21 protein-coding genes are annotated in these 23,971 nt (G+C 72.8%); 12 read left to right on the top strand and 9 right to left on the bottom strand.

Going from position 1 to position 23,971, the window contains the following annotated elements:
• Positions 1–50: 50 nt before the first annotated feature.
• The gene (locus OO68_RS22975; protein ID WP_033310486.1) at positions 51–983 is read right to left on the bottom strand and encodes a Ppx/GppA family phosphatase; all 933 of its coding nucleotides are present in this window, start codon (positions 981–983) and stop codon (positions 51–53) included.
• An 83-nt stretch (positions 984–1,066) separates the two neighbouring features.
• Here OO68_RS22975 and OO68_RS22970 point away from each other — a divergent pair, with 83 nt between their 5' ends.
• Positions 1,067–1,876, top strand: a complete 810-nt coding sequence (locus OO68_RS22970) for a DUF3109 family protein (RefSeq protein ID WP_033310380.1) — start codon at positions 1,067–1,069, stop codon at positions 1,874–1,876.
• A 4-nt stretch (positions 1,877–1,880) separates the two neighbouring features.
• Here OO68_RS22970 and OO68_RS22965 read toward each other — a convergent pair whose 3' ends face one another.
• Positions 1,881–3,611, bottom strand: a complete 1,731-nt coding sequence (locus OO68_RS22965) for a BACON domain-containing protein (protein ID WP_033310378.1) — start codon at positions 3,609–3,611, stop codon at positions 1,881–1,883.
• A gap of 197 nt (positions 3,612–3,808) precedes the next feature.
• Here OO68_RS22965 and radA point away from each other — a divergent pair, with 197 nt between their 5' ends.
• Positions 3,809–5,218, top strand: a complete 1,410-nt coding sequence (gene radA, locus OO68_RS22960; protein WP_033310376.1) for a DNA repair protein RadA — start codon at positions 3,809–3,811, stop codon at positions 5,216–5,218.
• Between the two features lie 80 nt (positions 5,219–5,298).
• Entirely contained in the window at positions 5,299–6,423 is a 1,125-nt protein-coding gene (disA, locus tag OO68_RS22955) for a DNA integrity scanning diadenylate cyclase DisA (protein ID WP_031104906.1), read from the top strand.
• Between the two features lie 73 nt (positions 6,424–6,496).
• On the opposite strand, the gene OO68_RS22950 is transcribed toward disA, so the two are convergent.
• Entirely contained in the window at positions 6,497–7,342 is an 846-nt protein-coding gene (locus tag OO68_RS22950; RefSeq protein WP_078625414.1) for a hypothetical protein, read from the bottom strand.
• A 175-nt stretch (positions 7,343–7,517) separates the two neighbouring features.
• On the opposite strand from OO68_RS22950, the gene OO68_RS22945 reads away from it, so the two are divergent.
• Positions 7,518–8,159: a phosphatase PAP2 family protein gene (locus OO68_RS22945; RefSeq protein ID WP_033310371.1), complete on the top strand. Its 642-nt coding sequence runs from the start codon at positions 7,518–7,520 to the stop codon at positions 8,157–8,159.
• A 69-nt stretch (positions 8,160–8,228) separates the two neighbouring features.
• Here the strand turns inward: OO68_RS22945 and OO68_RS22940 are convergent, their stop codons facing one another.
• Together OO68_RS22940 and OO68_RS22935 are read right to left on the bottom strand one after the other, a co-directional pair.
• Positions 8,229–8,912: a response regulator transcription factor gene (locus OO68_RS22940; RefSeq protein ID WP_033310368.1), complete on the bottom strand. Its 684-nt coding sequence runs from the start codon at positions 8,910–8,912 to the stop codon at positions 8,229–8,231.
• Complete coding sequence (locus tag OO68_RS22935) at positions 8,909–10,498, bottom strand: sensor histidine kinase (protein WP_033310365.1); 1,590 nt, start codon at positions 10,496–10,498, stop codon at positions 8,909–8,911. Before OO68_RS22935 ends, OO68_RS22940 begins: the two co-directional genes overlap by 4 nt.
• Before the next feature lie 119 nt (positions 10,499–10,617).
• On the opposite strand from OO68_RS22935, the gene OO68_RS22930 reads away from it, so the two are divergent.
• From OO68_RS22930 to cseC, 5 genes are all read left to right on the top strand, one after another.
• Positions 10,618–11,559, top strand: a complete 942-nt coding sequence (locus tag OO68_RS22930) for an HhH-GPD family protein (RefSeq protein WP_033310363.1) — start codon at positions 10,618–10,620, stop codon at positions 11,557–11,559.
• 284 nt (positions 11,560–11,843) lie between these two features.
• Positions 11,844–12,383: a SigE family RNA polymerase sigma factor gene (locus OO68_RS22925; RefSeq protein WP_030251439.1), complete on the top strand. Its 540-nt coding sequence runs from the start codon at positions 11,844–11,846 to the stop codon at positions 12,381–12,383.
• Positions 12,371–13,024 carry a hypothetical protein gene (locus OO68_RS22920; RefSeq protein ID WP_209442608.1) on the top strand — a complete coding sequence of 218 codons (654 nt, stop codon included), beginning with the start codon at positions 12,371–12,373 and terminating at the stop codon, positions 13,022–13,024. The genes OO68_RS22925 and OO68_RS22920 overlap by 13 nt, the downstream gene beginning before the upstream one ends.
• 128 nt (positions 13,025–13,152) lie before the next feature.
• Entirely contained in the window at positions 13,153–13,854 is a 702-nt protein-coding gene (cseB, locus tag OO68_RS22915; RefSeq protein WP_033310360.1) for a two-component system response regulator CseB, read from the top strand.
• Positions 13,855–13,868: 14 nt separating this feature from the next.
• Positions 13,869–15,218 (top strand): two-component system sensor histidine kinase CseC, encoded by a 1,350-nt coding sequence (cseC, locus tag OO68_RS22910; RefSeq protein WP_033310358.1) that lies wholly within the window; start codon positions 13,869–13,871, stop codon positions 15,216–15,218.
• A gap of 16 nt (positions 15,219–15,234) precedes the next feature.
• Here the strand turns inward: cseC and OO68_RS22905 are convergent, their stop codons facing one another.
• The 3 genes from OO68_RS22905 to OO68_RS22895 all read right to left on the bottom strand — a co-directional run bounded on the left by OO68_RS22905 (position 15,235) and on the right by OO68_RS22895 (position 18,242).
• Positions 15,235–15,681: a VOC family protein gene (locus OO68_RS22905; RefSeq protein ID WP_033310356.1), complete on the bottom strand. Its 447-nt coding sequence runs from the start codon at positions 15,679–15,681 to the stop codon at positions 15,235–15,237.
• A 66-nt stretch (positions 15,682–15,747) separates the two neighbouring features.
• On the bottom strand, positions 15,748–16,206 hold the full coding sequence (locus OO68_RS22900; protein ID WP_033310354.1) for a helix-turn-helix transcriptional regulator: 459 nt from the start codon (positions 16,204–16,206) through the stop codon (positions 15,748–15,750).
• A 452-nt stretch (positions 16,207–16,658) separates the two neighbouring features.
• A complete protein-coding gene (locus OO68_RS22895; RefSeq protein WP_033310352.1) occupies positions 16,659–18,242 on the bottom strand; it encodes an MDR family MFS transporter in 1,584 nt (527 codons plus the stop codon).
• Between the two features lie 136 nt (positions 18,243–18,378).
• Here OO68_RS22895 and OO68_RS22890 point away from each other — a divergent pair, with 136 nt between their 5' ends.
• On the top strand, positions 18,379–18,975 hold the full coding sequence (locus OO68_RS22890) for a TetR/AcrR family transcriptional regulator (RefSeq protein ID WP_033310350.1): 597 nt from the start codon (positions 18,379–18,381) through the stop codon (positions 18,973–18,975).
• 21 nt (positions 18,976–18,996) lie between these two features.
• Here OO68_RS22890 and OO68_RS22885 read toward each other — a convergent pair whose 3' ends face one another.
• Positions 18,997–19,725, bottom strand: coding sequence for a M23 family metallopeptidase (locus tag OO68_RS22885; protein WP_033310348.1), 729 nt, complete (start codon positions 19,723–19,725; stop codon positions 18,997–18,999).
• A gap of 440 nt (positions 19,726–20,165) precedes the next feature.
• On the opposite strand from OO68_RS22885, the gene OO68_RS22880 reads away from it, so the two are divergent.
• Positions 20,166–20,798 (top strand): HAD family acid phosphatase, encoded by a 633-nt coding sequence (locus OO68_RS22880; protein ID WP_033310347.1) that lies wholly within the window; start codon positions 20,166–20,168, stop codon positions 20,796–20,798.
• 60 nt (positions 20,799–20,858) lie between these two features.
• A complete protein-coding gene (locus OO68_RS22875; protein ID WP_033310345.1) occupies positions 20,859–23,921 on the top strand; it encodes an NACHT domain-containing protein in 3,063 nt (1,020 codons plus the stop codon).
• The last annotated feature ends 50 nt before the right edge of the window (positions 23,922–23,971 follow it).

Below are 23,971 nucleotides of genomic sequence, written 5' to 3'. Positions count from 1 at the left end.
GGTGGGGGGCCTCTTCGCCGTTGTGGTGTTTGCCATAGGAGGGCGGGCCCCTACAGGGACTCCATGTGATCCAGGCGACGCAGGATCACGCCCTCGCGCAGCGCCCAGGGGCATATCTCCACGCGCTCCACGCCGAAGAGGTCCATCGCGGCCTCGGCCACCAGGGCACCCGCCAGGAGCTGGCCGGCCCTGCCCTCCGAGACGCCGGGCAGCTCGGCGCGCTCCTGCCCGGTCATGGCGGCCAGGCGTGGGACCCAGCCCTCCAGGGACTCCCGCTTGAGCTCGCGCTGGACGTAGAGGCCCTCGGCGGAGCGGGCCGCACCGGCGATGCGGGCCAGCTGCTTGAAGGTCTTCGACGTGGCGACGACGTGGTCGGGGGTGCCGAGGCGGCTGAACTCCCCGACCGTGCGGGCGATCTCCGTCCGCACGTGGCGACGCAGGGCCCGGACATCCTCCGGGTCGGGCGGATCGCCGGGCAGCCAGCCGGCGGTGAGGCGGCCGGCGCCCAGCGGCAGCGAGGCGGCCGCGTCGGGCTCCTCGTCGATGCCGTAGGCGACCTCCAGGGAGCCGCCGCCGATGTCCAGGACCAGCAGCTTCCCGGCCGACCAGCCGAACCAGCGGCGGGCGGCGAGGAACGTCAGCCGGGCCTCCTCGGAGCCGGTGAGGACCTGGAGCTCGACGCCGGTCTCGGCGCGCACGCGGTCGAGGACGTCGTCGGCGTTGCGGGCCTCCCGTACGGCGGAGGTCGCGAACGGGAGGACCTCCTCGACGCCCTTGTCCTCTGCGGCCTGGAGCGCCTCCTTGATGACCGAGACCAGGCGGTCGACGCCGTGGGGGCCGATCGCGCCGTCGTCGTCGAGGAGCTGGGCGAGGCGCAGTTCCGCCTTGTGTGAGTGCGCGGGCAACGGGCACGCGCCGGGGTGCGCGTCCACCACCAGCAGATGCACCGTGTTCGATCCCACGTCGAGGACACCGAGTCTCATGTACGGCACGCTACTGCCCACCGGGCCGTCCGCCGCCCTCGGTGGGGGTATGAGGCCCGCACCGGGGCCCGTACCCTGGACTCGTGCCAAAGACGAAAAAGGCGAAGCGCGACAAATCACCGGGCGTCGTGGAACCCGACGAGAAGGGCCTCGACTTCGCTCGCGCGTGGGTGGAGTTTCCCGATCCGGCGGACGACGAGCAGGTGTTCCGCTGCGATCTGACATGGCTGACCTCTCGCTGGAACTGCATCTTCGGCAGCGGCTGCCAGGGCATCCAGGCGGGCCGCGCGGATGACGGGTGCTGCACGTTGGGTGCCCACTTCTCCGACGAGGACGACGAGAAGCGCGTCGCCGAGCATGTGGCCAGGCTCACGCCGGACCTCTGGCAGCACCACGCCGAGGGCACGCGGAACGGCTGGGTCTCCGAGGACGAGGACGGGGAGCGGCAGACGCGGCCCTTCCAGGGTTCGTGCATCTTCCAGAACCGGCCCGGCTTCAAGGGCGGCATGGGCTGCTCGCTGCACATCCTCGCCGTGAAGGAGGGCCGCGAGCCGCTGGAGACCAAGCCGGACGTCTGCTGGCAGCTGCCGGTGCGGCGGACGTACGAGTGGATCGACCGGCCGGACGACACGCGCGTGCTGCAGGTGTCGATCGGTGAGTACGACCGCCGCGGCTGGGGCCCGGGCGGCCACGACCTGCACTGGTGGTGCACGTCGGCGACCTCGGCGCACGGCGCGGGCGATCCCGTGTACGTCTCCTACCGGCCCGAGCTGATCGAGCTGATGGGCAAGGCCGGCTACGACCGGCTGGTCGAGCTGTGCGAGGAGCGGCTGGCGTCGCAGTTGCCGCTGCTGGCTCCGCATCCCGCGGACCCCGTGCCTCCGGTGGCCTGAGGCCCTAAGACGTGGCCGGGCTCGGGTCGCCGCTGTCCGAAGGCGGTGGCGTCGAGCCCTCTGAGTCGGTCGGGCCGGGGTCCGTCGGCGTGGGCGTGGGGTCCGGGTCGGCCGACGGAGGCGGGGTGGTCGGCGTCGGGTCCGGGGCGGAGGGCGTGGGCGTCGGGTCGGGCTGGGTCGGAGTCGGGTCGCCCGGCCCGCCGGGACGGGGGCCCGGGCCCGGGCCGGGGCCGGAGGGGCTGGGCGCGGCGCCGTAGCCCTCGATGTGCACGACGGCGCCCACGGGTGCGACCGCCACCTGCGCGCGCCAGGGGCCGGCGGGCTCCCGCAGGTGGTCGACGTACACCTTGATCGTCAACGACTCGCCGGGCCTGAGCGTTCCCGAGGACCGGCTGAGGTAGAGCCAGTGGGCGCCCGTGGACGCGGACCAGCGGACCGGGGCCGGGCCGGTGGCGGTGAGGGTGACGAGGGTGGTGTCGCCGCTGTTGTCGGCCGTGACCTCCAGGGCGGTCTCGCGGCCGGCGCCGGCGACGCCGATGACCTCGACGGAGACGTCGGCCTTGCCGTCCTCGCCGAAGCGCGGGCCGGGCCGGGTGCTCGCGTTGCCGGTGTTCTCGTAGCCGCCGCCCGCCATCTCGCCGTCCAGGCCGAACGGGTCGTCCGCCTCGCGCGCGGAGGCCGAGCGGCCGTCCTGGCCCTCCCCGACCGGGGTGCCGCGGTAGGCGGCCCACAGGGCCAGCACGGGGGCGGCCACGACGGTGGCGACGACGGTCGTGGTGACGGCACGCGCGCGGAGGCGGTCCCGGCGGGCGGCGTGGTCCTTGGGGTCCATCGGGAAGCCGCGCCGGTCGAAGCGGGGTGCGGCGCCCCGCGCGCGCGGGTGGTGGGTCATCGCGACGTACAGGGCCGCCCGGGGAGCCGGCAGGACGGGCAGTTCGGCGGGGGTGACGCTGGTGCCGGGCCAGCGGCCGGGGATGGCGCGCTCGGCGGTGCGGCGGCAGCGCGGACAGTCGTCGACGTGCCGGACGAGTTCGGCCCGCAGGGCCGTGCCGAGCACGAGCCGGTCATCGCCGGCGAGGTGCGCGACGCTCGGACACGCCCGGGTCTCCACCACGGCGAGGGCCGCACGCGTGCGTTCCACCTCGCAGGCGGCGGAGGCGAGCAGATCACGGGCGGCGGCCGGGTCCATGCCGAGGACGGCGGCCACCTCGCGGGCGGCGAGGTGGTGGCGCACGGCCAGTTCGAGCGCCTCCCGCTGCTCCGGGGTGGTGCCGGCGGCTTCCGGCCAGGCCAGCAGGGCCAGTTCACGACGGCGCCGCTCCTGGACCTCCTCGGACGGGGCCGGGGCGGCCGGACGGCCGGCGCGCTGCCGGTCGGCGCGGCCCGCGGCATGGCTGCTCTGACGTTTCTGCTTGGCCTCGGCCAGCTTGCGCAGGCACGCCCAGCGGGCCAGTGCGTACATCCAGGCCCTGCGGTCCTCGGGTGCCTGGGGGAGGTGCCGGCTCCGGCGTTCGGCGAGGGCGAGGACGTCGCCCAGGGCGGCGGTCGCGGCCTCGTGGTCGCACAGCACGGACAGGCAGTAGGTGAACAGGCCGTCCAGGTAGGGCTCGTAGCGCGCGGGCGGCCGCTGCGCCAGCGTGCGCGCCGCCCCGCGGTCACGCGCTTCCCGGTGCGCCCGGTGTGCACCGGCCGTGCCGGTCGAGCGGGTCGAGATCTCCGGAGTACTGCTCATCATTCGGCGACCGTAGGGGGCCGGGAGTGGCACCTTCAGGCGGCTTGAGCACATTTAATCCGTACGGGTGAAACGATCCCTCAATCGGGGACATGAACCGGTGGTTCCGCCGCTGGCGGGGGGTGGCGGACCCCTGGCGCGCAGGTGGCCGCCCTCGGCCGGTCCGCGCGATGTCAGTGGCTGCGGCTACGGTTCCGTCCATGGCTGCCCGTACGAAGACCACCAAGGACCGACCGTCCTACCGCTGCACGGAGTGCGGCTGGCAGACGGCGAAGTGGCTCGGCCGCTGCCCCGAGTGCCAGGCCTGGGGGACGGTCGAGGAGTACGGCACGCCCGCGGTGCGGACGACGGCCCCGGGCCGGGTCACCACCTCCGCCCTGCCCATCGGCCAGGTGGACGGCCGCCAGGCCACCGCCCGCCCCACCGGCGTCCCCGAGCTGGACCGCGTGCTCGGCGGCGGTCTGGTCCCCGGCGCGGTGGTGCTGGTCGCGGGCGAGCCGGGCGTCGGCAAGTCGACGCTCCTGCTCGACGTGGCGGCCAAGTCCGCGAGCGACGAGCACCGCACCCTGTACGTCACGGGCGAGGAGTCGGCGAGCCAGGTCCGGCTGCGCGCCGACCGCATCGGCGCCATCGACGACCACCTGTACCTCGCGGCCGAGACGGATCTGGCCGCGGTGCTCGGCCACTTGGACGCGGTGAAGCCGTCGCTGCTGATCATGGACTCGGTGCAGACGGTCGCGTCCCCGGAGATCGACGGCGCACCCGGCGGCATGGCCCAGGTGCGGGAGGTCGCCGGGGCGCTCATCCGGGCCTCCAAGGAACGCGGCATGTCCACGCTGCTCGTGGGCCACGTCACCAAGGACGGCGCGATCGCGGGCCCCCGCCTGCTGGAGCACCTCGTGGACGTCGTCCTGCATTTCGAGGGCGACCGGCACGCCCGCCTGCGCCTGGTGCGCGGCGTCAAGAACCGCTACGGCACCACCGACGAGGTCGGCTGCTTCGAGCTGCACGACGAGGGCATCACAGGTCTCGCCGACCCGAGCGGACTCTTCCTGACCCGCCGGGCCGAACCGGTCCCGGGCACCTGCCTGACCGTCACCCTCGAAGGCCGCCGCCCGCTGGTCGCCGAGGTCCAGGCGCTCACGGTCGACTCCCAGATCCCCTCCCCGCGCCGCACCACCTCGGGCCTGGAGACCTCCCGCGTCTCGATGATGCTGGCGGTGCTGGAACAGCGGGGCCGGATCAGCGCCTTGGGCAAAAGGGACATCTACTCCGCGACGGTCGGCGGGGTGAAGCTGTCGGAGCCGGCCGCCGACCTGGCCGTCGCCCTGGCCCTGGCGAGCGCGGCGAGTGACACACCTCTCCCCAAGAACCTCGTCGCGATCGGCGAAGTGGGCCTCGCGGGCGAGGTGAGACGCGTCACGGGCGTGCAGCGCAGACTGGCCGAAGCCCACCGTCTGGGCTTCACACATGCCCTGGTACCGGCCGATCCGGGCAAGGTTCCGGCGGGCATGAAGGTCCTGGAAGTCGCGGACATAGGGGACGCTCTGCGGGTCCTCCCCCGCTCCCGTCGCAGAGAGGCCCCACGGGACGAGGAGGGTCGCCGGTAGACTTTGCCCTGGTCTCGCCCGTCCGTGCGAACCGAGCGCGCGACACGGGGGCGCCCAGAACCTGCGACCGGAGGAGTGCAGTGGCAGCCAACGACCGGGCATCAGCTCCCGGAAAGTCCGGTGGGAGTGCCGGTACCGATGGCCTGATGCGCGCCTCCCTGAGCGCCGTGGCACCGGGCACCGCCCTGCGTGACGGCCTGGAGCGCGTCCTGCGCGGCAACACCGGCGGTCTCATCGTGCTCGGCTCCGACAAGACGGTCGAGGCGCTGTGCAGCGGCGGTTTCGTGCTGGACGTCGAGTTCACCGCGACCCGGCTGCGCGAGCTGTGCAAGCTGGACGGCGGCATCGTGCTGTCCTCGGACCTGTCGAAGATCCTGCGCGCGGGCGTGCAGCTGGTCCCGGACCCGACGATCCCGACGGAGGAGACGGGTACCCGGCACCGCACCGCCGACCGCGTCAGCAAGCAGGTCGGCTTCCCGGTGGTCTCCGTCTCCCAGTCGATGCGGCTGATCGCCCTGTACGTCGACGGACAGCGCCGCGTCCTGGAGGACTCGGCGGCGATCCTGTCCCGCGCCAACCAGGCGCTCGCCACTCTGGAGCGCTACAAGCTCCGCCTCGACGAGGTCGCGGGCACGCTGTCGGCGCTGGAGATCGAGGACCTGGTGACCGTCCGGGACGTCTCGGCGGTCGCCCAGCGCCTGGAGATGGTCCGCCGCATCGCCACGGAGATCGCCGAGTACGTGGTGGAGCTGGGCACGGACGGCCGGCTGCTGGCCCTCCAGCTCGACGAGCTGATCGCGGGCGTGGAGCCCGAGCGCGAGCTGGTCGTGCGGGATTACGTCCCCGAGCCCACGGCCAAGCGCTCCCGCACGGTCGACCAGGCCCTCGCCGAACTCGACGCCCTCACCCATGCCGAGCTGCTCGAACTGTCCACGGTGGCCCGGGCGTTGGGCTACACCGGCGCGCCCGAGACACTGGACTCGGCGGTCTCTCCGCGCGGGTACCGTCTCCTCGCCAAGGTGCCCCGGCTCCCCGGCGCGATCATCGACCGCCTCGTCGAGCACTTCGGCGGGCTGCAGAAGCTGCTCGCCGCGAGCGTCGACGACCTGCAGACGGTGGACGGCGTGGGCGAGGCGAGGGCGCGCAGCGTCCGCGAGGGGCTGTCGCGGCTGGCGGAGTCGTCGATCCTGGAGCGGTACGTCTGACGCGTACGGACATCGGCTGGAACGGCTGAGGGCGGTACCCGGCCAGGGGTACCGCCCTCGGGTGTCTCCGGCGTCAGTCCGCCGAGAGCACGAACGACGTCTGCACCTTCGCGAAGCCCGGAGCCTTGGCTTCCACCAGGTACGTGCCCGCCCGGGCCGAGCCCGCCGGCGGCGTGGCGCACTCGGGGGCGCTCGGCTTGCGGTCCCACTTCACGGTGTAGGTGATGCCGCTGCCGGCGGCGACCCGGTACAGCTGGTGGGCGGCGGCCTTGGGGCAGTCCTCAGAGGACCAGTAGTCGTCGTCGCTGCTCGCCGGGGCGATCGTGAACACCGCGTTCTTCGGCCCGAGATCGATCTTGCAGTCGCTGCCGGAGACGTTCCGGGCGGTCAGCAGGAAGGTGGGCGTCTGCCCGGGGTCGTAGGTGTTGTGCCGGCTGCGCAGGCTGAACTTCAGCGCGCTCGCGGTGCAGTTGGGCAGGGTGGAGCCGGCCGGCAGGGTGTCGCCCGCGCCGACGCCGCCCGCGCCGACACCGCTCCCCGAGCCGCCGGAGCCGTCCGGACCCTCGGAGCCGCCGGAGCCGGAACCGTCGCCGGAGCCCGAGCCGGAACCGTCTCCCGACCCGTCCCCCGAGCCGTCACCGGAGCCCGACGACGAGCCGCCGGAACCGCCGCCGCCCGACTCGTCGCGTCCGCCGGGCGCTTGGCTGATGGCCGGGCCCGAACTGGACGGGCCGGGCGTGATGGAGGGCGCGGGATTCTTGCCGTCGGCGCCGTTGTCGCCGTCCTTGCCGCCCCCGCCCATCGTGACGATCCAGGTGGTCAGCAGCGCCAACACGGCGACCACAGACACCAGTACGACCCTCCGACGCCAGTAGATGGAGGAGGGAAGCGGCCCGACCGGATTGCGCAGAGATCCCACGGCGCAAACCATACGAGAGATCGACGCGTTCGCCGGTCCCACCCGCCGCTCGGAGCCACAACTTTTCCGGATCATCATTCCGGAACCCCCGCCCCCACCCCCGACTTTCGTCAGGTACGGCACCCGACGATCGCTGGGTGTGACGGTATGGGCCCACCGCCTACCGTCCGTGACCATGAACTCCGAGGACACCGCGCTCTACCGCGACATCACCGACTTCGCCCACGACACCCCGAACTGGGTACAGCACGGCGCCGGGATATGGACGGAGGCCGGACTGCTGGTGTTCGCCGGGCTGTTCGCGACGGCCTGGTGGCGTGCCCGCCGGGGCAGCCCCCGCGCGTTCGCGATCGCGGCCCTTGCACCTCTGGCCACGGCAGTGGCGTACGTGTGCAGTGAGACGCTCAAGTCCGCTGTCGCGGAAGAGCGTCCGTGCCGTGCGGTGGCCGGGGCGGCCGCGTCCCTGGCCGCGTGCCCGCCGCACGGCGACTGGTCCTTCCCGTCCAACCACGCCACCATCGCGGGCGCCGCCGCGGTCTCCCTGGCCCTGGTGCGGCGCGCGCTGCTGTGGCTGACGGCCCCGCTCGCCCTGCTGATGGCGTTCTCCCGGGTCTTCGTCGGCGTGCACTATCCGCACGACGTCATAGCGGGGTTGGCGCTCGGCACGCTCGTCGCCCTCGTCGCCGTACGGCTGGGCAGGGATCCGATGACGCGGCTGGCCGGGGCGATGCGCACCTCGTCGGCACCGGCCGTGCGGTGGGTGCTGGGCCCGGGCCCGGCGCCCGTCCCGTCCTGCGAGACGCACGCGCGCCGGTGAGCCGGGACGCGCGGCGCACGCCGCGCTCGGCGCTCGTCCGCGGCTCACGGGCGCCGTCGCGCCCCGCGGTCACGGCTCCACCAGGCCCGCCTCGTACGCGACGATCGCCGCCTGCACCCGGTTGCGGACGCCCAGCCGGTCCAGCACCGCGCTCACGTACGCCTTCACCGTGCCCTCGACGAGATGCAGGCGGGCGGCGATCTCCGGGTTGGACAGGCCCGCGCCGACCAGGCCGAGCACCTCGCGCTCGCGGGGACTCAGGGCGGTCACCCGCGCGCGGGCCCGTGCCTCGCGGGTGAGGCGGCCGCCGCCGAGGCCCTCGTCGATGACGTACCGGGCCACCTTGGGCGAGAGGAAGGCGGCGCCGGCGGCCACCGCCCGTACGCCCGCGATGAGTTCGTACGGGTCTCCGGACTTCAGCAGGAACCCGGTGGCGCCGCCGCCCAGGGCGCGGGTCACATAGGCGCCCTCGGAGAAGGTGGTGAGCATCGCGACGGCCGTGCCGGGCACGGTCCGTACGATCTCCTCCGCCGCCGCGAGACCGTCCAGGCGCGGCATACGGATGTCCAGCAGGGCCACGTCCGGGCGGTGGGCGCGGGCCAGTTCCACCGCCTCGCGTCCGTCGCCCGCCTCGGCGACGACCTCCGTCCCGCCGCCGCTGCCCAGGATGGCGCGCACCCCGGCCCGGACCACCGCCTCGTCGTCGGCCAGCAGCACACGGATCGGCGCCCCGCTCCTGTCCCCGGTACTCATCGTGCGAACTCCTCGTACTCTTCCCGGCCTTCGCCGGACAGTCCGACACCGGGGACCACGTCCTTGGCGACCAGCCGTCCGGCGTCGAAGCACAGTCTGAAGTGCGCGACGGAGACGAAGAGTTCGCCGCTGGCCCGGTAGTAGCGGCAGTCGGCCCCCTCGGGCGGAGCCGGAGCCCGCTCCTCGGGCGGATCGTTCACGTCCCGTCCGGGCAGCACCCGTTCGACCTCGGCGGCCGGGGCGCCCAGGCGGAGCTTCGCGTACGCGGCGGGTTCGAGCACCGAGTGCGTCTCGGCGTACGCGTACCAGCCGAAGGCGGCGCCGACGAGCACCACGCCCACCCCGGCCGCGGTGCCGAGACCGGCGGCGACCCGGCGGCGGGCGTGCGTGAACGGCGCCCGGGCCGGGCGCGCGGGCCTGACCGCGACCGGCTGCCCCGGGACGTACGCCCGGACCCGGAAGCCCTCCCCGTGCGCACCGGCCTCGAACGTGCCGCCGACGGAGGTCACCGCCGCCCGCAGCCCGAGCAGGCCCGTGCCGCCTCCCGAGGGCCGGGAACCGTCCTGTGTCGGGCGGCCGTTGGTGACGGTGACGGAGGTTCCCGCGGTGCGGCCGGTGACCGCCACGACCACGGGGGCGCCCGGTGCGTGCCGTGCCGCGTTGGTCAGCGCCTCGCGGACCACGCGGTGCAGCAGCCGCTCGGCGACCTCGCCGGGACCGGCGGCGTGCGGGTCGGCGGCCGGGTCCCGCCCGCCCGGCTCCCAGCGCACCGGGAGGCCCGACTCGGCTGCGCGGGCGACGAGTTGCTCCAGGGTCTCGCCGGCCGGGGACAGCGGCACCGGCTCGTCGTCGTCCTCGCGCAGGACGCCGATGATGCGGTGCAGCCGGTCCGTGGCGTCGGCGGCGGCCGCGCGCAGGTCGGCCGCCGAAGCCCGGTGTTCGTCGCCGAGTCCGGGGGCGACCTGGAGGGCGCCCGCGCGCAGCGCGATGAGGCTCAGCTCGTGGCCGAGGGAGTCGTGCATGTCCTGGGCGATCCGGGCCCGCTCGCGCAGCCGGGCGCGCTCCTCGGCGAGGGCGGCCTCGTCCTCCAGCCGGGCGGCGCGCAGCCATCCCGCCTCGGCCAGCTCGCGGCTCTGCCGCCAGTAGCGCCCGCCGAGCCAGGGGAAGACACAACCGAAGAGCAGGGTGCCCGTCATGACGAGCCACTCGGGGGCCGGGTCGACGCCGGTGAGCACGATCCGTGCGGTGCCCGCGCAGCCGACGGCCGCGAAGCACAGCACGGCGGGGCGCGCCCGGCCCGCCCGCAGCCCGAGCAGCAGCGCGCACACACCGAGGGCGGGACCGTAGGAGAGGGTGAACAGGGCCGGGGCGGCGGCCAGGCCCAGGGCGGCCACCAGTAGGAAGGCGGCCGGCGGCAGCCGCCGGGACACGGCGACGGCCACGGCCAGCACGGCCACACCGGCCGCCTGCTGCCAGCCGGGCCGCGGCTCGTTCAGCCCGATCCGGTCCGCCGTGAGCGCCGGGACGGCGAAGGCGGCCCAGAGGAGGACGCCACGGGCGAACGAGGCCGGGCCGGGAGGTTCCATGCGCCCGACGCTACAAGTGCCCGACCTGCCCGCACTGCTGTCGATCGTCAGGTACCCACCCCCTTCAGGGGTGGCGGTGCGCCCGATCGGAGGGCTCTGCGTGGCACCATCGATATGCCATGACTGCTCCCACGAAGCCCCCGCAGCCCATCCCCGCCCCCGCCGACACCCCCTCCGGCCCGCCCCGCGGAGCGGACCTGCACTCCCCCGTCATCGACTGGTTCGGCGAACACGCCCGCGACCTGCCGTGGCGGCGCCCCGAGGCCGGGGCGTGGGGGGTGATGGTCAGTGAGTTCATGCTGCAGCAGACGCCGGTGAGCCGTGTCCTGCCCGTCTACGAGCAGTGGCTGGAGCGCTGGCCGCGCCCCGCCGACCTGGCCAAGGAGGCGCCCGGCGAGGCCGTCCGCGCCTGGGGCCGGCTCGGCTACCCGCGCCGCGCGCTGCGGCTGCACGGCGCCGCCGTCGCCATAACGGAACGGCACGGCGGTGACGTACCGGCCGACCACGCCCAGCTGCTGGCGCTGCCCGGCATCGGCGAGTACACGGCCGCCGCCGTCGCCTCCTTCGCCTACGGGCAGCGGCACCCGGTGCTGGACACCAACGTGCGCCGGGTCTTCGCCCGGGCGGTCACCGGGGTGCAGTACCCGCCGAACGCCACCACCGCCGCCGAGCGCAAGCTGGCCCGCGCACTGCTGCCCGAGGACGAGCCGACCGCCGCCCGCTGGGCCGCGGCCTCCATGGAGCTGGGCGCGCTGGTGTGCACGGCGAAGAGCGAGTCCTGCCATCGCTGCCCGATCGCCGCGCAGTGCGCGTGGCGGCTGGCGGGCAAGCCTGAGCACGACGGTCCGCCGCGCAAGGGCCAGACCTACGCGGGCACCGACCGGCAGGTGCGCGGGCGGCTGCTCGCCGTGCTGCGGGAGGCGCACGGGCCCGTGCCGCAGGCCGCTCTGGACCGGGTGTGGCACGAGCCGGTGCAGCGGGCCCGCGCCCTCGACGGTCTCGTCTCCGACGGTCTGGTGGAGCCGATGGCGGGCGGTCTGTACCGGCTGCCGCTGACCTGACGTACAGGCACATCACAGCCGAGGGCCGCCCTTCGTCACAGCATCCGGGGTGGACAAATCACCCCTAACCCGCCTCAACACCCCCACGCCTTTACCCCGTTCAGATTTCCGTTACACAACCGACGGACAGCCGAGTGCTGGCCGCAGGCTGCTTCGGACAGCGCCGTGACAACGCCTCCGTACCTTCAGATGCGTTCCCGGAAGACACGGGACGACGGAAGACCACAGGCAGTGCACGGGCGGCGGGGAGCCGGCCCGAACGGGGAAACGGGAGGCGGTTCACCATGGCGCAGGGCGAGGTGCTCGAGTTCGAGGAGTACGTCCGCACCCGGCAGGACGCGCTGCTGCGCAGTGCCCGCCGCCTGGTCCCGGACCCGACGGACGCGCAGGACCTGCTCCAGACGGCGCTGGTACGGACGTACGGCCGCTGGGAGACCATCGAGGACAAGCGGCTGGCCGACGCCTACCTGCGCCGGGTGATGATCAACACCCGCACGGAATGGTGGCGGGCGCGGAAGCTGGAGGAGGTCCCGACCGAGCAGCTCCCGGACGCCTCGGTCGACGACGCCACCGAGCAGCACGCCGACCGCGCCCTGCTGATGGACATCCTGAAGGTCCTCGCCCCCAAGCAGCGCAGTGTCGTGGTGCTGCGACACTGGGAGCAGATGTCCACGGAGGAGACGGCCGCCGCCCTCGGCATGTCGGCCGGAACGGTCAAGAGCACGCTGCACCGGGCGCTCGCCCGGCTCCGCGAGGAGCTGGAGTCCCGCGATCTGGACGCACGCGCGCTGGAGCGTGAGGAGCGGGAGCGGTGCGCGGCCTGACCGGCGAGGGTTCTGCGCGGACCCGGGGCAGTATCCAGGCGGTGAGCGCGGCACTGGCCGTGCCCACCGCCCTCGCCCTTTTGGTGTCCGGGTGCGGTGCCGGCGGGACCGGCGCCCGTGACGAGGGCCCGGCGCACGCCGACTCGGTGGCCGGCGCCGCCGCGACCCCGTCCGCCGCGCCGTCGAAGTCCCCCGACAACGTGAACGCGGTCGCGCTCATCAAGGACGACCCGAAGGTCGCGCCCGAGGTGAAGCGCGATCTGAAGCCGTGCGTCGCCGACGAGTACCCGGTGGACGTCTCCTACGGCGATCTGACGAAAGGCTCCGCGGACGATGTCGTCGTCAACGTGCTGACCTGCGGTGACGCGGTGGGTGTCGGCAGTTACGTGTACCGCGAGCAGGACGGCTCGTACGAGAATGTGTTCAAGGCCGAGGAGCCGCCGGTCTACGCGGAGATCGACCGCGGGGACCTGGTGGTGACCAAGCAGGTGTACGAGAAGGGCGACCCGGTGTCGAGCCCCTCCGGGGAGAACGTGATCACGTACAGATGGACCTCCGGCCACTTCACCGAGAAGTACCGCACGCACAACGACTACGGGAAGGTCGTCGGCGACAGCGCGACGCCGGCGCCCGCGGGCTGACGCGGGCGGGAGGGCCGCGTGAACCGATCGGGCCGCTCGGACCGATCCCTCGGTGAACGCATCGCAGGGACCGTGCGTCCCAGCAGGAGAACGCACCCCACGGACCACGAAGGACTGAGAGCACCGGGATGGCAGACCAGACCCATGTCCTGTTCGTCGAGGACGACGACGTCATCCGCGAGGCCACGCAGCTCGCCCTGGAACGGGACGGCTTCGTGGTCACCGCCATGCCCGACGGGCTCTCGGGCCTGGAGGCGTTCCGGGCGGACCGCCCCGACATCGCGCTGCTGGACGTCATGGTCCCCGGCCTCGACGGTGTCAGCCTGTGCCGCCGCATCCGCGACGAGTCGACCGTGCCGGTGATCATGCTGTCGGCGCGGGCCGACTCCATCGACGTCGTGCTGGGCCTGGAGGCGGGCGCCGACGACTACGTGACCAAGCCGTTCGACGGCGCGGTCCTGGTCGCCCGGATCCGCGCGGTGCTGCGCCGCTTCGGGCACGCGGGCGGCGGCCGGGGCGAGGAGCCGGCCGCTCCGGCGAGCGGCGGGGTGCTGTCCTTCGGGGACCTGGAGGTCGACACCGAGGGCATGGAGGTCCGCCGCGCCGGGCAGCCGGTGGCGCTGACGCCGACCGAGATGCGGCTGCTGCTGGAGTTCTCCTCCGCGCCGGGCACGGTGCTCTCCCGCGACAAGCTGCTGGAGCGGGTGTGGGACTACGGCTGGGGCGGGGACACCCGCGTCGTCGACGTGCATGTGCAGCGGCTGCGGCAGAAGATCGGCCAGGACCGGATCGAGACGGTCCGCGGCTTCGGCTACAAGTTGAAGGCCTGAGCAGGGGCAGGGGTATGAGGGGGCACTTCCGGCGCCTGGTCGCCGCTGGCTTGGAGCGTGCGGGCATCCGTACGGGCCTCAGATGGAAGCTGAGCGCGGCCATCGCACTGGTGGGCGCGCTGGTGGCGATCGCGCTGAGCCTCGTCGTGCACAACGCCGCCCGGGTCTCGATGCTGGACAACGCGCGCGACCTCGCCGATGAGCGGATCATGATCGCCCAGCGCAACTTCGAGCTGTCCGGGCGGATGAACTTCCCCAACACCAAGATCAACGACCCGGAGCTGCCGCAGGCGCTGCGGGAGCGGGTCGAGGCGGGCCAGCGGGCGACGTACGTGGCCGACAAGCCGGGTGACGTGCCCGACATATGGGCCGCCGTGCCGCTGAAGAACGGGCAGGTGATGTCCCTGCACTCGGGCTTCACCGACCGCAGCTCGGACATCCTCCAGGACCTCGACCAGGCCCTGCTCATCGGGTCCATCGCGGTCGTCCTCGGCGGCAGCGCGCTCGGGGTGCTGATCGGCGGGCACCTCTCGCGGCGGCTGCGCAAGGCGGCCATCGCAGCGGGCCAGCTCGCGGGCGGCGAGACGGACGTGCGGGTGCGGGACGCCATGGGCGGGGTCGTGCGAGACGAGACGGACGACCTGGCGAGCGCGGTGGACGCCATGGCGGACGCCCTGCGGCAGCGCATCGAGGCCGAGCGGCGGGTCACCGCCGACATCGCGCACGAGCTGCGCACCCCGGTGACCGGGCTGCTCACCGCCGCGGAGCTGCTGCCGCCCGGGCGCCCGACCGAGCTGGTGCTGGACCGGGCCAAGGCCATGCGCACGCTGGTCGAGGACGTACTGGAGGTGGCCCGGCTCGACGGGGCCTCCGAGCGGGCGGAGCTCCAGGACATCATGCTGGGCGAGTTCGTCGCCCGGCGGGTGGCGGCCAAGGATCCGGTCATCGAGGTGCGCATCGTGCACGAGTCGGAGGTCACCACCGACCCGCGCCGCCTGGAGCGCGTCCTGTTCAATCTCCTGGCCAACGCGGCCCGGCACGGCAAGCCGCCCGTCGAGGTCAGCGTCGAGGGCCGGGTCATCCGCGTGCGCGACCACGGCCCGGGCTTCCCCGAGGACCTGCTCGCCGAGGGGCCGAGCCGCTTCCGCACCGGCAGCAAGGACCGGGCCGGGCACGGCCACGGTCTCGGCCTGACCATCGCGGCCGGGCAGGCCCGGGTGCTGGGCGCCCGGCTGACCTTCCGCAACGTCCGCACCCCCGGGACCCCGCAGCACCTGCCGGCCGAGGGCGCAGTCGCCGTGCTGTGGCTGCCGGAGCACGCGCCGACGAACACGGGGAGCTACCCGGTGCTGCCGGGGTCGTGAGGGGTGCTGCGGCAGGTCAGCAGGTCCAGTCCTGGTCCATGTCGAGGCCGCCCTCGCGGGGCTGGGTGAAGGAGAACCAGTTGCCCGAATCGTCGCGGAACAGCGCCTCCGTGCCGTACGGGCGCTCCTGCGGCTCCTGGAGGAACTCCACGCCCCGGTCCTTGAGCTTCTTGTAGTCGCCGTGGATGTCGTCGGTGGTCAGCACGCCCGCGCCGAGCGCCCCCTTGGTCACCAGCTTCCTGAGCATCTCGGCGGACTCCGGGTCCATGGCGGGCCCGCCGGGCACCATGAGCGTCAGCTCGACCTCGGGCTGGTTCGGTGAGCCGACCGTGAGCCAGCGCATGCCGCCCTCGCCCATCGTCATGTCCGTACGGACCTCCAGGCCCAGTTTCTCTGTGTAGAACTCCTTCGCCCGGTCCTGGTCGAGGACCCAGACGGTCGAGATGGCGAGACCCTTGATCATGGCGTGCTCCTGCTCTGGCTCTGCGGCCCGGTTGTGCCTGCCCTGCCACGGTAGGCAGCGGGGGTGTCAGCCCGCTTCTCCGGAATTGCGCTGCTGCGCCTCTCCGGAAGGGTTCTGCTTGCCGGCGCCGGGCGCGGAGCGGAAGCCGCCGGCCCAGAGCATGGCGTAGCAGCCGGGTATGAGGGCGGCGCCCCGGCCCACGTGCTTCACCCGGTACTCGCTGGGGGTCAGGCCGGTCCAGGTCTTGAAGCGGGCCGAGAAGGTGCCGACGCTGCTGAAGCCGACCAGGTGGCAGATCTCCGTCACCGACAGGTTCGCCGTGCGCAGCAGGTCCTCGGCGCGTTCTATGCGGCGGTGCGTGAGGTACTGGCCGGGGGTCTCGCCGTACGCCTCCTTGAAGGCGCGGAGGAAGTGGTAGCGCGAGTACCCGGCGTGCGCGGCCACGGTGTCCAGGTCGAGCCCGGGGTCGGCCCAGTCCCGGTCCATGGCGTCCTTGGCGAGCCGGATCTGGCGCGTCTTGTCCATGCGACCGATGGTGGCACGGAGGTCTGACAACGGCCCCTGGCTCGCATCCAGGCCCGGGCGGGACGGGCGATGCGCCACCCCGGGCGCGACGGTCGGTCGGGCCCTCGGCTCGCGCCCGGGCAACAGGCACGACCGGCCTTGGGGCCCCCGGCCCGGGCACGACGGAAGGTGCGGGTCCCCGGCTCGCACCCGGGCAACGGACACAACGGGCGGTGCGGTACCCGGCCCGCACCCCAGCCCAGGCGCACGGGCGGTGCGGTACCCGGGCTCGCACCCCGGGTCCGGCCGCGAGGGGCGGCGCGGCCCCCGGCCCGCACCCCGGGCAACAGGCACGACAGGCGGTGCGGCCCCGGCCCGCACCCCGGCCCGGCCGCGATGGGCGGTGCGGTCCCGGTGGCCCGGCATGCCTGAGGCCCCCGGGCGGACACTCCCGGGGGCCTCCTGCGGTGCTGTCAGACGGCCTCGACCACGGGCGGCTGCGCCGCCGGGGCGTCCGGCTTGCCGTCCTCCTTCGGCCCCGCTCCCCGCAGCGGCACCTCCTTCACGAACACGGCCGCCGCGAGGGCGACCACCGCGACCACGGCGCCGAGCAGGAACGCCGAGTGGGTGCCGGCGGAGACCGCGTGCTGGTACGCCTCCCGGGCCAGCACCGGCAGCTTCTCCAGGCTCTTCGCGTCGAGCTGGGCCGACTGCTCGGTCACCTTGGAGCCCAGCGCCCCGGCCCGCTCGCTCATGACGTCCTGGACGCGGTTGTTGAACAGGGCGCCCATGATCGCGACGCCGAACGAGGAGCCGAGCGTACGGAACAGAGTGGTCGAGGAGGACGCGACGCCCATGTCCTGCATCTCCACGCTGTTCTGCGCGACCAGCATGGTGATCTGCATCAGGCAGCCCATGCCGAGTCCGACCACGGCCATGAAGACACCGGACGTCAGACGGGAGGTCCCGGTGTCCATGGTGGAGAGCAGGTACAGACCGACGATCATCAGCGCGCTGCCGGCGACCGGGAAGACCTTGTACCTGCCGGTGTTCGTGGTCACCCGCCCGGCGACCATCGAGGTCACCAGCATCGCGCCGAGCATCGGCAGGAGCAGCAGCCCTGAGTTGGTCGCGGAGGCGCCCTGCACGGACTGCTGGTAGAGCGGCAGGAAGAGCGTGGCACCGAACATCACGAAGCCGGTGATGAACCCGATGACCGACATCAGCGTGAAGTTGCGGCTGCGGAAGATGTGCAGCGGCACCACCGGCTCGGCGGCCCTGGTCTGCCAGAACACGAACCCGACGAGGGCGGCGACCCCGATGCCGATCAGCTCCATGATCCGCGCGGAACCCCAGGCGTACTCGGTGCCGCCCCAGGTCGTCACGAGCACGATCGCGGTGATGCCGACGGTCAGCAGCGCGGCGCCCAGGTAGTCGATCCGCGCCTCGGAGCGCTTCTTCGGCAGGTGCAGCACCGCGCTGACGGCGACCAGCGCGACCGCGCCGAGCGGCAGGTTGATGTAGAAGGCCCAGCGCCAGCCCCAGTTGTCGGTGATGGTGCCGCCGACCAGCGGACCGCCGATCATCGCCAGCGCCATGACGCCGGCCATCATGCCCTGGTACTTGCCGCGCTCCCGGGGCGGGATCAGGTCGCCGATGATCGCCATGACACCGACCATCAGACCGCCGGCGCCGAGGCCCTGCACGGCACGGAAGCCGATCAACTCGCCCATGTTCTGGGCCATGCCGCTGAGAGCGGAGCCGATCAGGAAGAGGACGATGGACGACAGGAACGTGCCCTTGCGGCCGTACATGTCGCCGAGCTTGCCCCACAGGGGGGTGGAGGCCGCGGTTGCGAGCGTGTAGGCGGTGACGACCCAGGAGAGGTGTTCGAGCCCGCCCAGCTCACCGACGATCGTCGGCATCGCCGTACCGATGATCATGTTGTCGAGCATCGCGAGCATCATGGCGATCATCAGTGCGAGCAGCACGACCCGCACGCTCCTGGGCTGTTTCTCCCCGGCGTCGGCCGCCGGTGTCTCCGTCGTGTCCGTCATCGCTTCCCACTCCCCCAGCTACTGCTACTCACCGCTGCTACTTACTTGCCGACCGGCTAGTGACTACACTCGGAAGCTAGACCTGGAACTAGCCGGTCGTCAAGTAAGTTTTATGGAAAGCGGGGGGCGTAGGAGGATGGGCGGCACCATGGACGGCACCAGGCAGCGGCGCCGCGGGGACACCCGCCGGCGCATCCAGGACGTGGCCCTCGAACTCTTCGCGGAGCAGGGCTACGAGAAGACCTCCCTGCGCGAGATCGCCGAGCACCTGGAGGTCACCAAAGCGGCGCTCTACTACCACTTCAAGACGAAGGAAGAGATCCTCGTCAGCATCTTCGAGGACCTCACCCAGCCGATCGAGGACCTGATCGAGTGGGGCCGGCAGCAGCCGCACACCCTCGCCACCAAGCAGGAGATCGTCCGCCGTTACGCCGCCGCGCTCACCGAGGCGGCGCCGCTGTTCCGCTTCATGCACGAGAACCAGGCGACGGTCCGGGACCTGCGGATCGGCGAGTCCTTCAAGGCGCGCATCCACAACCTGCGCGACATCATCGTCGACCCGGACGCCGCCCTGGTCGACCAGGTCCGCTACGCCAGCGCGATCTTCACGCTGCACGCCGGCATGTTCCTGCTCGAGGACATGGGAGACGACCCCGAGGAGAAGAACAAAGCCGTCCTCGAGGTCGCCATGGACCTGGTGGCCCAGGCCCACCGGGGAGCCGGGGGCTCGTAGGGCCTGTGCGTCAGGGGCGGGTCAGACCTTGACGCCCTTGGCGCGCAGGAACTTCACCGGGTCGACCGCCGAGCCGTAGTTCGGGGTCGTGCGGATCTCGAAGTGCAGGTGCGGACCGCTGGAGTTGCCGGTGTTGCCGGACTTGGCGATCTCCTGGCCGGTCTTGACGATCTGGCCGACGTGCACCGTGACCTTCGACAGGTGGGCGTACTGGGAGTACGTGCCGTTGCCGTGCTTGATCACGACGGCGTTGCCGTACGCGGGACCGTCACCGGCGCCGTTGCCGCCGGCCTTGACCACGGTGCCGCCGTGGGTGGCGACGACCTGGGTACCGCTCGGCACGGCGAAGTCCTGACCGCTGTGGGTGGACTGCCACATGCCGCCGTTCTGGGCGAAGGACGCGGAGAGCTTGTACTTCTTCACCGGGTCGACCCAGGACGGCGCGGCCTTCTTGGCGGCGGCCTTCTTGGCGGCCGCCTTCTCGGCAGCGGCCTTCTTCTCGGCGGCCTTCTTGGCGGCGGCGGCCTTGGCGGCCTTCTCAGCCTTCACGGCCTCGGCCTTGGCGGCCTTGGCCTGGGCGGCGGCCTGTGCCTGGACGGCAGTGGCGGCACCGGACGCGGCCGTGGTGTCGGCGGCGGACGCGACCCCGGCTCCCAGTGCGACCGAGACACCAAGGCCGGCGGCCAGCACGGTCGCACGGGTGCGGAGCTGGGACGTACGGGAAGAACGGGACGTGACGCGCTGGGACATCGAAACCTCGTATGGAAGGGGACGGAGAAAACCACCCGGCGCACAGTCGCTCGCCGTGTGGCCATCCCTTGGTAACCCGAGGCCCGACAAACACCCAAAAGCGTGATCTACGACGCTCTTTAGTAATTTGGTTCAGTGTTCTACGTCTCTTGACAGGGCAGTCATTCGGGACGAATCCGGGCATTAGCTCGCACTTCCACCCCAGCGCCGGGGCGAGAATCCCTTTTCTCCCGTTCCGTTATCCACTATTCCAGCTAGTAACGGACATATCGCCTGTGCGGCATGTCACCGGGGGCGCTCTTCGGCCATTCCGGAAATGTGGCGCACGCCTCTAGGCGCCTACCGCCCGGTAACCCTACGGTTCCCTTCGCGCCACCCTCGCGCACGAACATGCACACGACATGTTGGCAGCGTCACGGACGTGAGAGGACCCCCACGACATGCAGACCCGACGCCCCTGGTTGCGCCGCGCATCAGTGACCGCCGTATCGGCCGCAGCCCTCCTGGCGATGGCCGCACCGGCCGACGCCACCACCGCCACCCGGGCCTCCACGGCCGCCGCCACGGCCGCAGCCGCGGACGTCGACTACGGCACCTGGCAGAAGGACTGCCAGGCCGTGATGGACCAGGCACTGCCCTATCTGCAGCAGCGGATCGCGGCCGCGAAGCCGGGCGAGAAGCAGGCGATCGTCCTCGACATCGACAACACCGCGCTGGAGACGGACTTCGGCTTCAGCTACCCGCAGCCGGCCAACAAGCCGGTCCTGGCGGCCGCCAGATACGCGCAGGAACGCGGCGTCGCCCTCTTCTTCGTGACCGCCCGGCCGGACATCATCGCCTCGTTCACCCAGTACAACCTGAAGCAGACCGGCTACCAGGTCTCGGGTCTGTACGTCCGCAACTTCATCGACCTCTTCAAGAACGTCGCCGAGTACAAGACGGCCCAGCGCGTCGACATCGAACGCAAGGGCTACACGATCATCGCGAACATCGGCAACAGCAGCACCGACCTCTCGGGCGGCCACGCCGAGAAGACGTACAAGCTGCCGGACTACGACGGGCAGCTGTCCTGACCCGGCCGGTCAACTGCTAGTAGTCTCACCCCCGTTCGCGCAATCACGGGGGTGAGGCGGTTGGATCCGACGGTCCTCGGCGGCAAGCTGGCGTCCGCACTGGTGACCCCGCTGCTGAAGAAGCTCTTCCGCCCGGACGGACCCGGAGCGGGCCTGGTCGACAAGCCCGTACGCCTGTCCGCTCTGGTGTCCTTCCGGGGTGAGAAACGCACCCTGGACGAGCGGGACGTCCACAAGCTCGCCGCGCAGCTCGTGACGCAGGCGGTGGACTCCCCCGGCGAGCCGCCCTTCCCGCCCGACGAGCGGATCGCGGTCACCGACACCCTGGCCCGCAGGCTGCTCGCCCTCGGCGACCTCGACATGGACGACGTCCAGGCGGTCCGCCTCGGTCACCGCGAGCTGGCCATGAGACTGCACCGCGCAGGCCCCGCCCCCGACGGTCTGTCCGCGGACGCCTGCCACTTCCTGGACCACGCGACCGAGTGGGCGTGCCTGAACATCCTGGAGTTCTTCACCCGCCGCTCCACCTTCGTCGCCCGCTCCCTCGTCGAGCAGAGCCGCGGCCAGGCGGAACTGATCGCCAAGGTCGACGAACTGCTCACCCGTGCCCCCCGCCCGTACGCCCGCGACGCCGCCTTCGAACACCGCTACCGGCCGTACGTCGCCGAGCGCCACAACCACATCACCATCTACGGCATCGACCTGCGGGACTCCCCGGACCGCTGGCCCCTGGAAGTCGCCTACCTCAGCCTGGAGGCGACCAGCGGCGAGCAGACCGGCGTGGCCGACGCGCCGCCGGGCGAGCACACGGGTGCCGCCACCGCCGCCGCCCGGCTGCCCGCCGAGGAGGCCCTCAGCAGCCACGACCGCGTCCTGCTGCGCGGCGACGCCGGCTCCGGCAAGACCACCCTCGTGCAGTGGCTGGCGGTGACCGCCGCCCGGGACGCCACCCGCGTCCCGTTCGTCCTGCCCCTGCGCACCCTGGTCCGCTCGGGCACGCTCCCCGCACCCGCGGCCTTCCTCACGGCGGTGGGCTGCCCCCTCGCCCCGCCGGAAGGCTGGGCGGAGCGGGTCCTGGCCGCCGGGCGCGGGCTGGTCCTCGTCGACGGCCTGGACGAGATCCCCGCCGCCGACCGGCACCGCACCCGCGACTGGCTGCTCGCCCTCATCCACGCCTTCCCCGGCAACCACTGGCTGCTGACCTCCCGCCCCACCGCCGTACGCCCGGACTGGCTGGCCCCCGAGGGCTTCAGGGAACTGACCCTCACCCCGATGCGCCGCGCCGACGTGGCGACGTTCGTGCACCGCTGGCACGCGGCCGCGCAGGCGCCCGAGTACGAGACACAGCTCCTGGACTCCCTGCGCACCAAACGGGACCTGGCCCGCCTCGCCACCAACCCCCTGATGTGCGGTCTGATCTGCGCCCTCCACCGGGAGCGGCGGGGCTACCTGCCCACCGGCCGAAAGGAGCTGTACGACGCCGCCCTCGCGATGCTGCTCGCACGCCGTGACCGGGAACGGGGCATGGGCGCGGTGGACGGTGTCGAGCTGGGCGAGGAGGCCCAGCTGGAGGTGCTCCAGCGCCTCGCCTACGCGCTGGTGCTGAGCGGCAACACGGAGATGGACCTGGAGACGGCCGAGGGCATCGTGGCCCGCTGTCTGCCGGTCGTCGCACCGGGGTCGGGCCAGGGCGACGCCGAGGCGGTGCTGCGCACGCTCCTGCTCCGCAGCGGCCTGCTCCGCCGGCCCGGCGAGGGCGTCGTCGACTTCGTCCACCGCACCTTCCAGGACTACCTGGGCGCCCGGTACGCCGTCGAGGAGGGCCACCTCGACGTCCTCGCGGGGCACGCGGGCGACAGCCTCTGGGAGGACGTGATCCGCATGGCGGTCGCCCACGCCCGCCCCCGGGAACGGGCGGCCCTGCTGCGCCGGCTGCTGGCGGAGGGCACCCCGCGGCTGACCCTGCTCGCCCTGGCCTGCCTCGAACACGCCGCGGCCCTGGACCCCGGGGTGCGGGCGGAGGTGGAGGAACGGGCCGGGGCGCTCGTGCCGCCGCGTACGACGGACGAGGCGAAGGCCCTCGCGGAGGCGGGCCTGCTGGTCCTGGAGCTGCTGCCCGGGCCGGAGGGACTGACCGCCGAGGAAGCCCACGGCGTCGCCGTCACCGCCTCACTCCTCGGGGCGGAGGAGGACGAGGGCGCCCTGGCGGTGCTGCGCCGCTTCCGCGACCATCCGGATCTCGACGTACGGCGCCAGCTGGCCGGCACCTGGAGCCGCTTCGACACGCGCGAGTACGCGGTCGAGGTGCTCGACCACCTGGAGCGGGACGGCCTCTCCCTGGTCTGCGAGTCGGCCGAGCAGAGGGCGGCGCTCCGCTTGATGCGCCCCTGGCACAGGCTGCGGTTCGACGGCCCGCTCACCGCGGCCGCGCTCATCGACTGTGTCCCCGACCCCGGCGAGGTCCGCCTGCTGCACCTGCGGAACAACCCGGGCCTCGGGCACCTGGGGGAACTCCGGGCGTTCCGGTCCCTGGCCTCCCTGTGGCTCCAGCGCTGCCCGGACGCCGTGGGCCTGTCGAGCCTGGCGGACCTGCCGCTCACCGACCTGTCGGTCTTCGACCGCGGGGCGGACCTCACCGGGCTGGCGTCGCTGACGCGGCTCACGCGGCTCTCCATCGCCCAGAGTCTTCCGGGGGACGTCCTCACCGACGTCCTCCCCGTGGAGGCGCCCCTGCTGAGCCTCTTCCTGGGAATGGGGTCCATCCGCTCGACGGGGCTGCGCGGCCTGACCCGGTGGCCCACGCTCCAGTCCCTCGCGTTCGGCGTGTCCGGCGCGCAGTGCCTCGGTGCCGAGGACTGGTCCGAGGTGGCCGGCCTCCCCGCGCTCACGACACTGTCGCTCTACGGGCAGCCCGAGGCGTACGCGCACGACGCCATGCCGGAACTGCCCGGTGTCCGGGACCTTCAGTTCCTGGCGAACCCCCCGCCACCGGAGGCGCTGCAGATCCTCGCCTCGCGCCTGCCCGGAGTGCGCACCGTGGGCGTCGCCACCCCGGTCGACAGTGCGGAGTCCCTCGACCCCTACGCCGAGCTGTTCCCCGCCGCCGAGGTCTTCCGCATCTGACCCCGGGCAGAGATCAGGGGCCGGTGCCCTGGAAGGCACCGGCCCCTTTT

The sequence above is a fragment of the Streptomyces iakyrus genome (genome assembly GCF_000717055.1).
GTDB lineage: Bacteria > Actinomycetota > Actinomycetes > Streptomycetales > Streptomycetaceae > Streptomyces > Streptomyces iakyrus.
Note: the sequence above shows the minus strand (reverse complement) of the source record. Positions and strands in the feature narration are given on the sequence as shown.

What these genes read in the sequence shown, in the direction of transcription:
- OO68_RS22975 (WP_033310486.1), bottom strand. Translation starts at nt 983, where the DNA reads ATGAGACTCGGTGTCCTCGACGTGGGATCGAACACGGTGCATCTGCTG.
- OO68_RS22965 (WP_033310378.1), bottom strand. Translation starts at nt 3,611, where the DNA reads ATGATGAGCAGTACTCCGGAGATCTCGACCCGCTCGACCGGCACGGCC.
- radA (WP_033310376.1), top strand. Translation starts at nt 3,809, where the DNA reads ATGGCTGCCCGTACGAAGACCACCAAGGACCGACCGTCCTACCGCTGC.
- OO68_RS22945 (WP_033310371.1), top strand. Translation starts at nt 7,518, where the DNA reads ATGAACTCCGAGGACACCGCGCTCTACCGCGACATCACCGACTTCGCC.
- OO68_RS22940 (WP_033310368.1), bottom strand. Translation starts at nt 8,912, where the DNA reads ATGAGTACCGGGGACAGGAGCGGGGCGCCGATCCGTGTGCTGCTGGCC.
- OO68_RS22935 (WP_033310365.1), bottom strand. Translation starts at nt 10,498, where the DNA reads ATGGAACCTCCCGGCCCGGCCTCGTTCGCCCGTGGCGTCCTCCTCTGG.
- OO68_RS22930 (WP_033310363.1), top strand. Translation starts at nt 10,618, where the DNA reads ATGACTGCTCCCACGAAGCCCCCGCAGCCCATCCCCGCCCCCGCCGAC.
- OO68_RS22925 (WP_030251439.1), top strand. Translation starts at nt 11,844, where the DNA reads ATGGCGCAGGGCGAGGTGCTCGAGTTCGAGGAGTACGTCCGCACCCGG.
- cseB (WP_033310360.1), top strand. Translation starts at nt 13,153, where the DNA reads ATGGCAGACCAGACCCATGTCCTGTTCGTCGAGGACGACGACGTCATC.
- cseC (WP_033310358.1), top strand. Translation starts at nt 13,869, where the DNA reads ATGAGGGGGCACTTCCGGCGCCTGGTCGCCGCTGGCTTGGAGCGTGCG.
- OO68_RS22905 (WP_033310356.1), bottom strand. Translation starts at nt 15,681, where the DNA reads ATGATCAAGGGTCTCGCCATCTCGACCGTCTGGGTCCTCGACCAGGAC.
- OO68_RS22900 (WP_033310354.1), bottom strand. Translation starts at nt 16,206, where the DNA reads ATGGACAAGACGCGCCAGATCCGGCTCGCCAAGGACGCCATGGACCGG.
- OO68_RS22895 (WP_033310352.1), bottom strand. Translation starts at nt 18,242, where the DNA reads ATGACGGACACGACGGAGACACCGGCGGCCGACGCCGGGGAGAAACAG.
- OO68_RS22890 (WP_033310350.1), top strand. Translation starts at nt 18,379, where the DNA reads ATGGGCGGCACCATGGACGGCACCAGGCAGCGGCGCCGCGGGGACACC.
- OO68_RS22885 (WP_033310348.1), bottom strand. Translation starts at nt 19,725, where the DNA reads ATGTCCCAGCGCGTCACGTCCCGTTCTTCCCGTACGTCCCAGCTCCGC.
- OO68_RS22880 (WP_033310347.1), top strand. Translation starts at nt 20,166, where the DNA reads ATGCAGACCCGACGCCCCTGGTTGCGCCGCGCATCAGTGACCGCCGTA.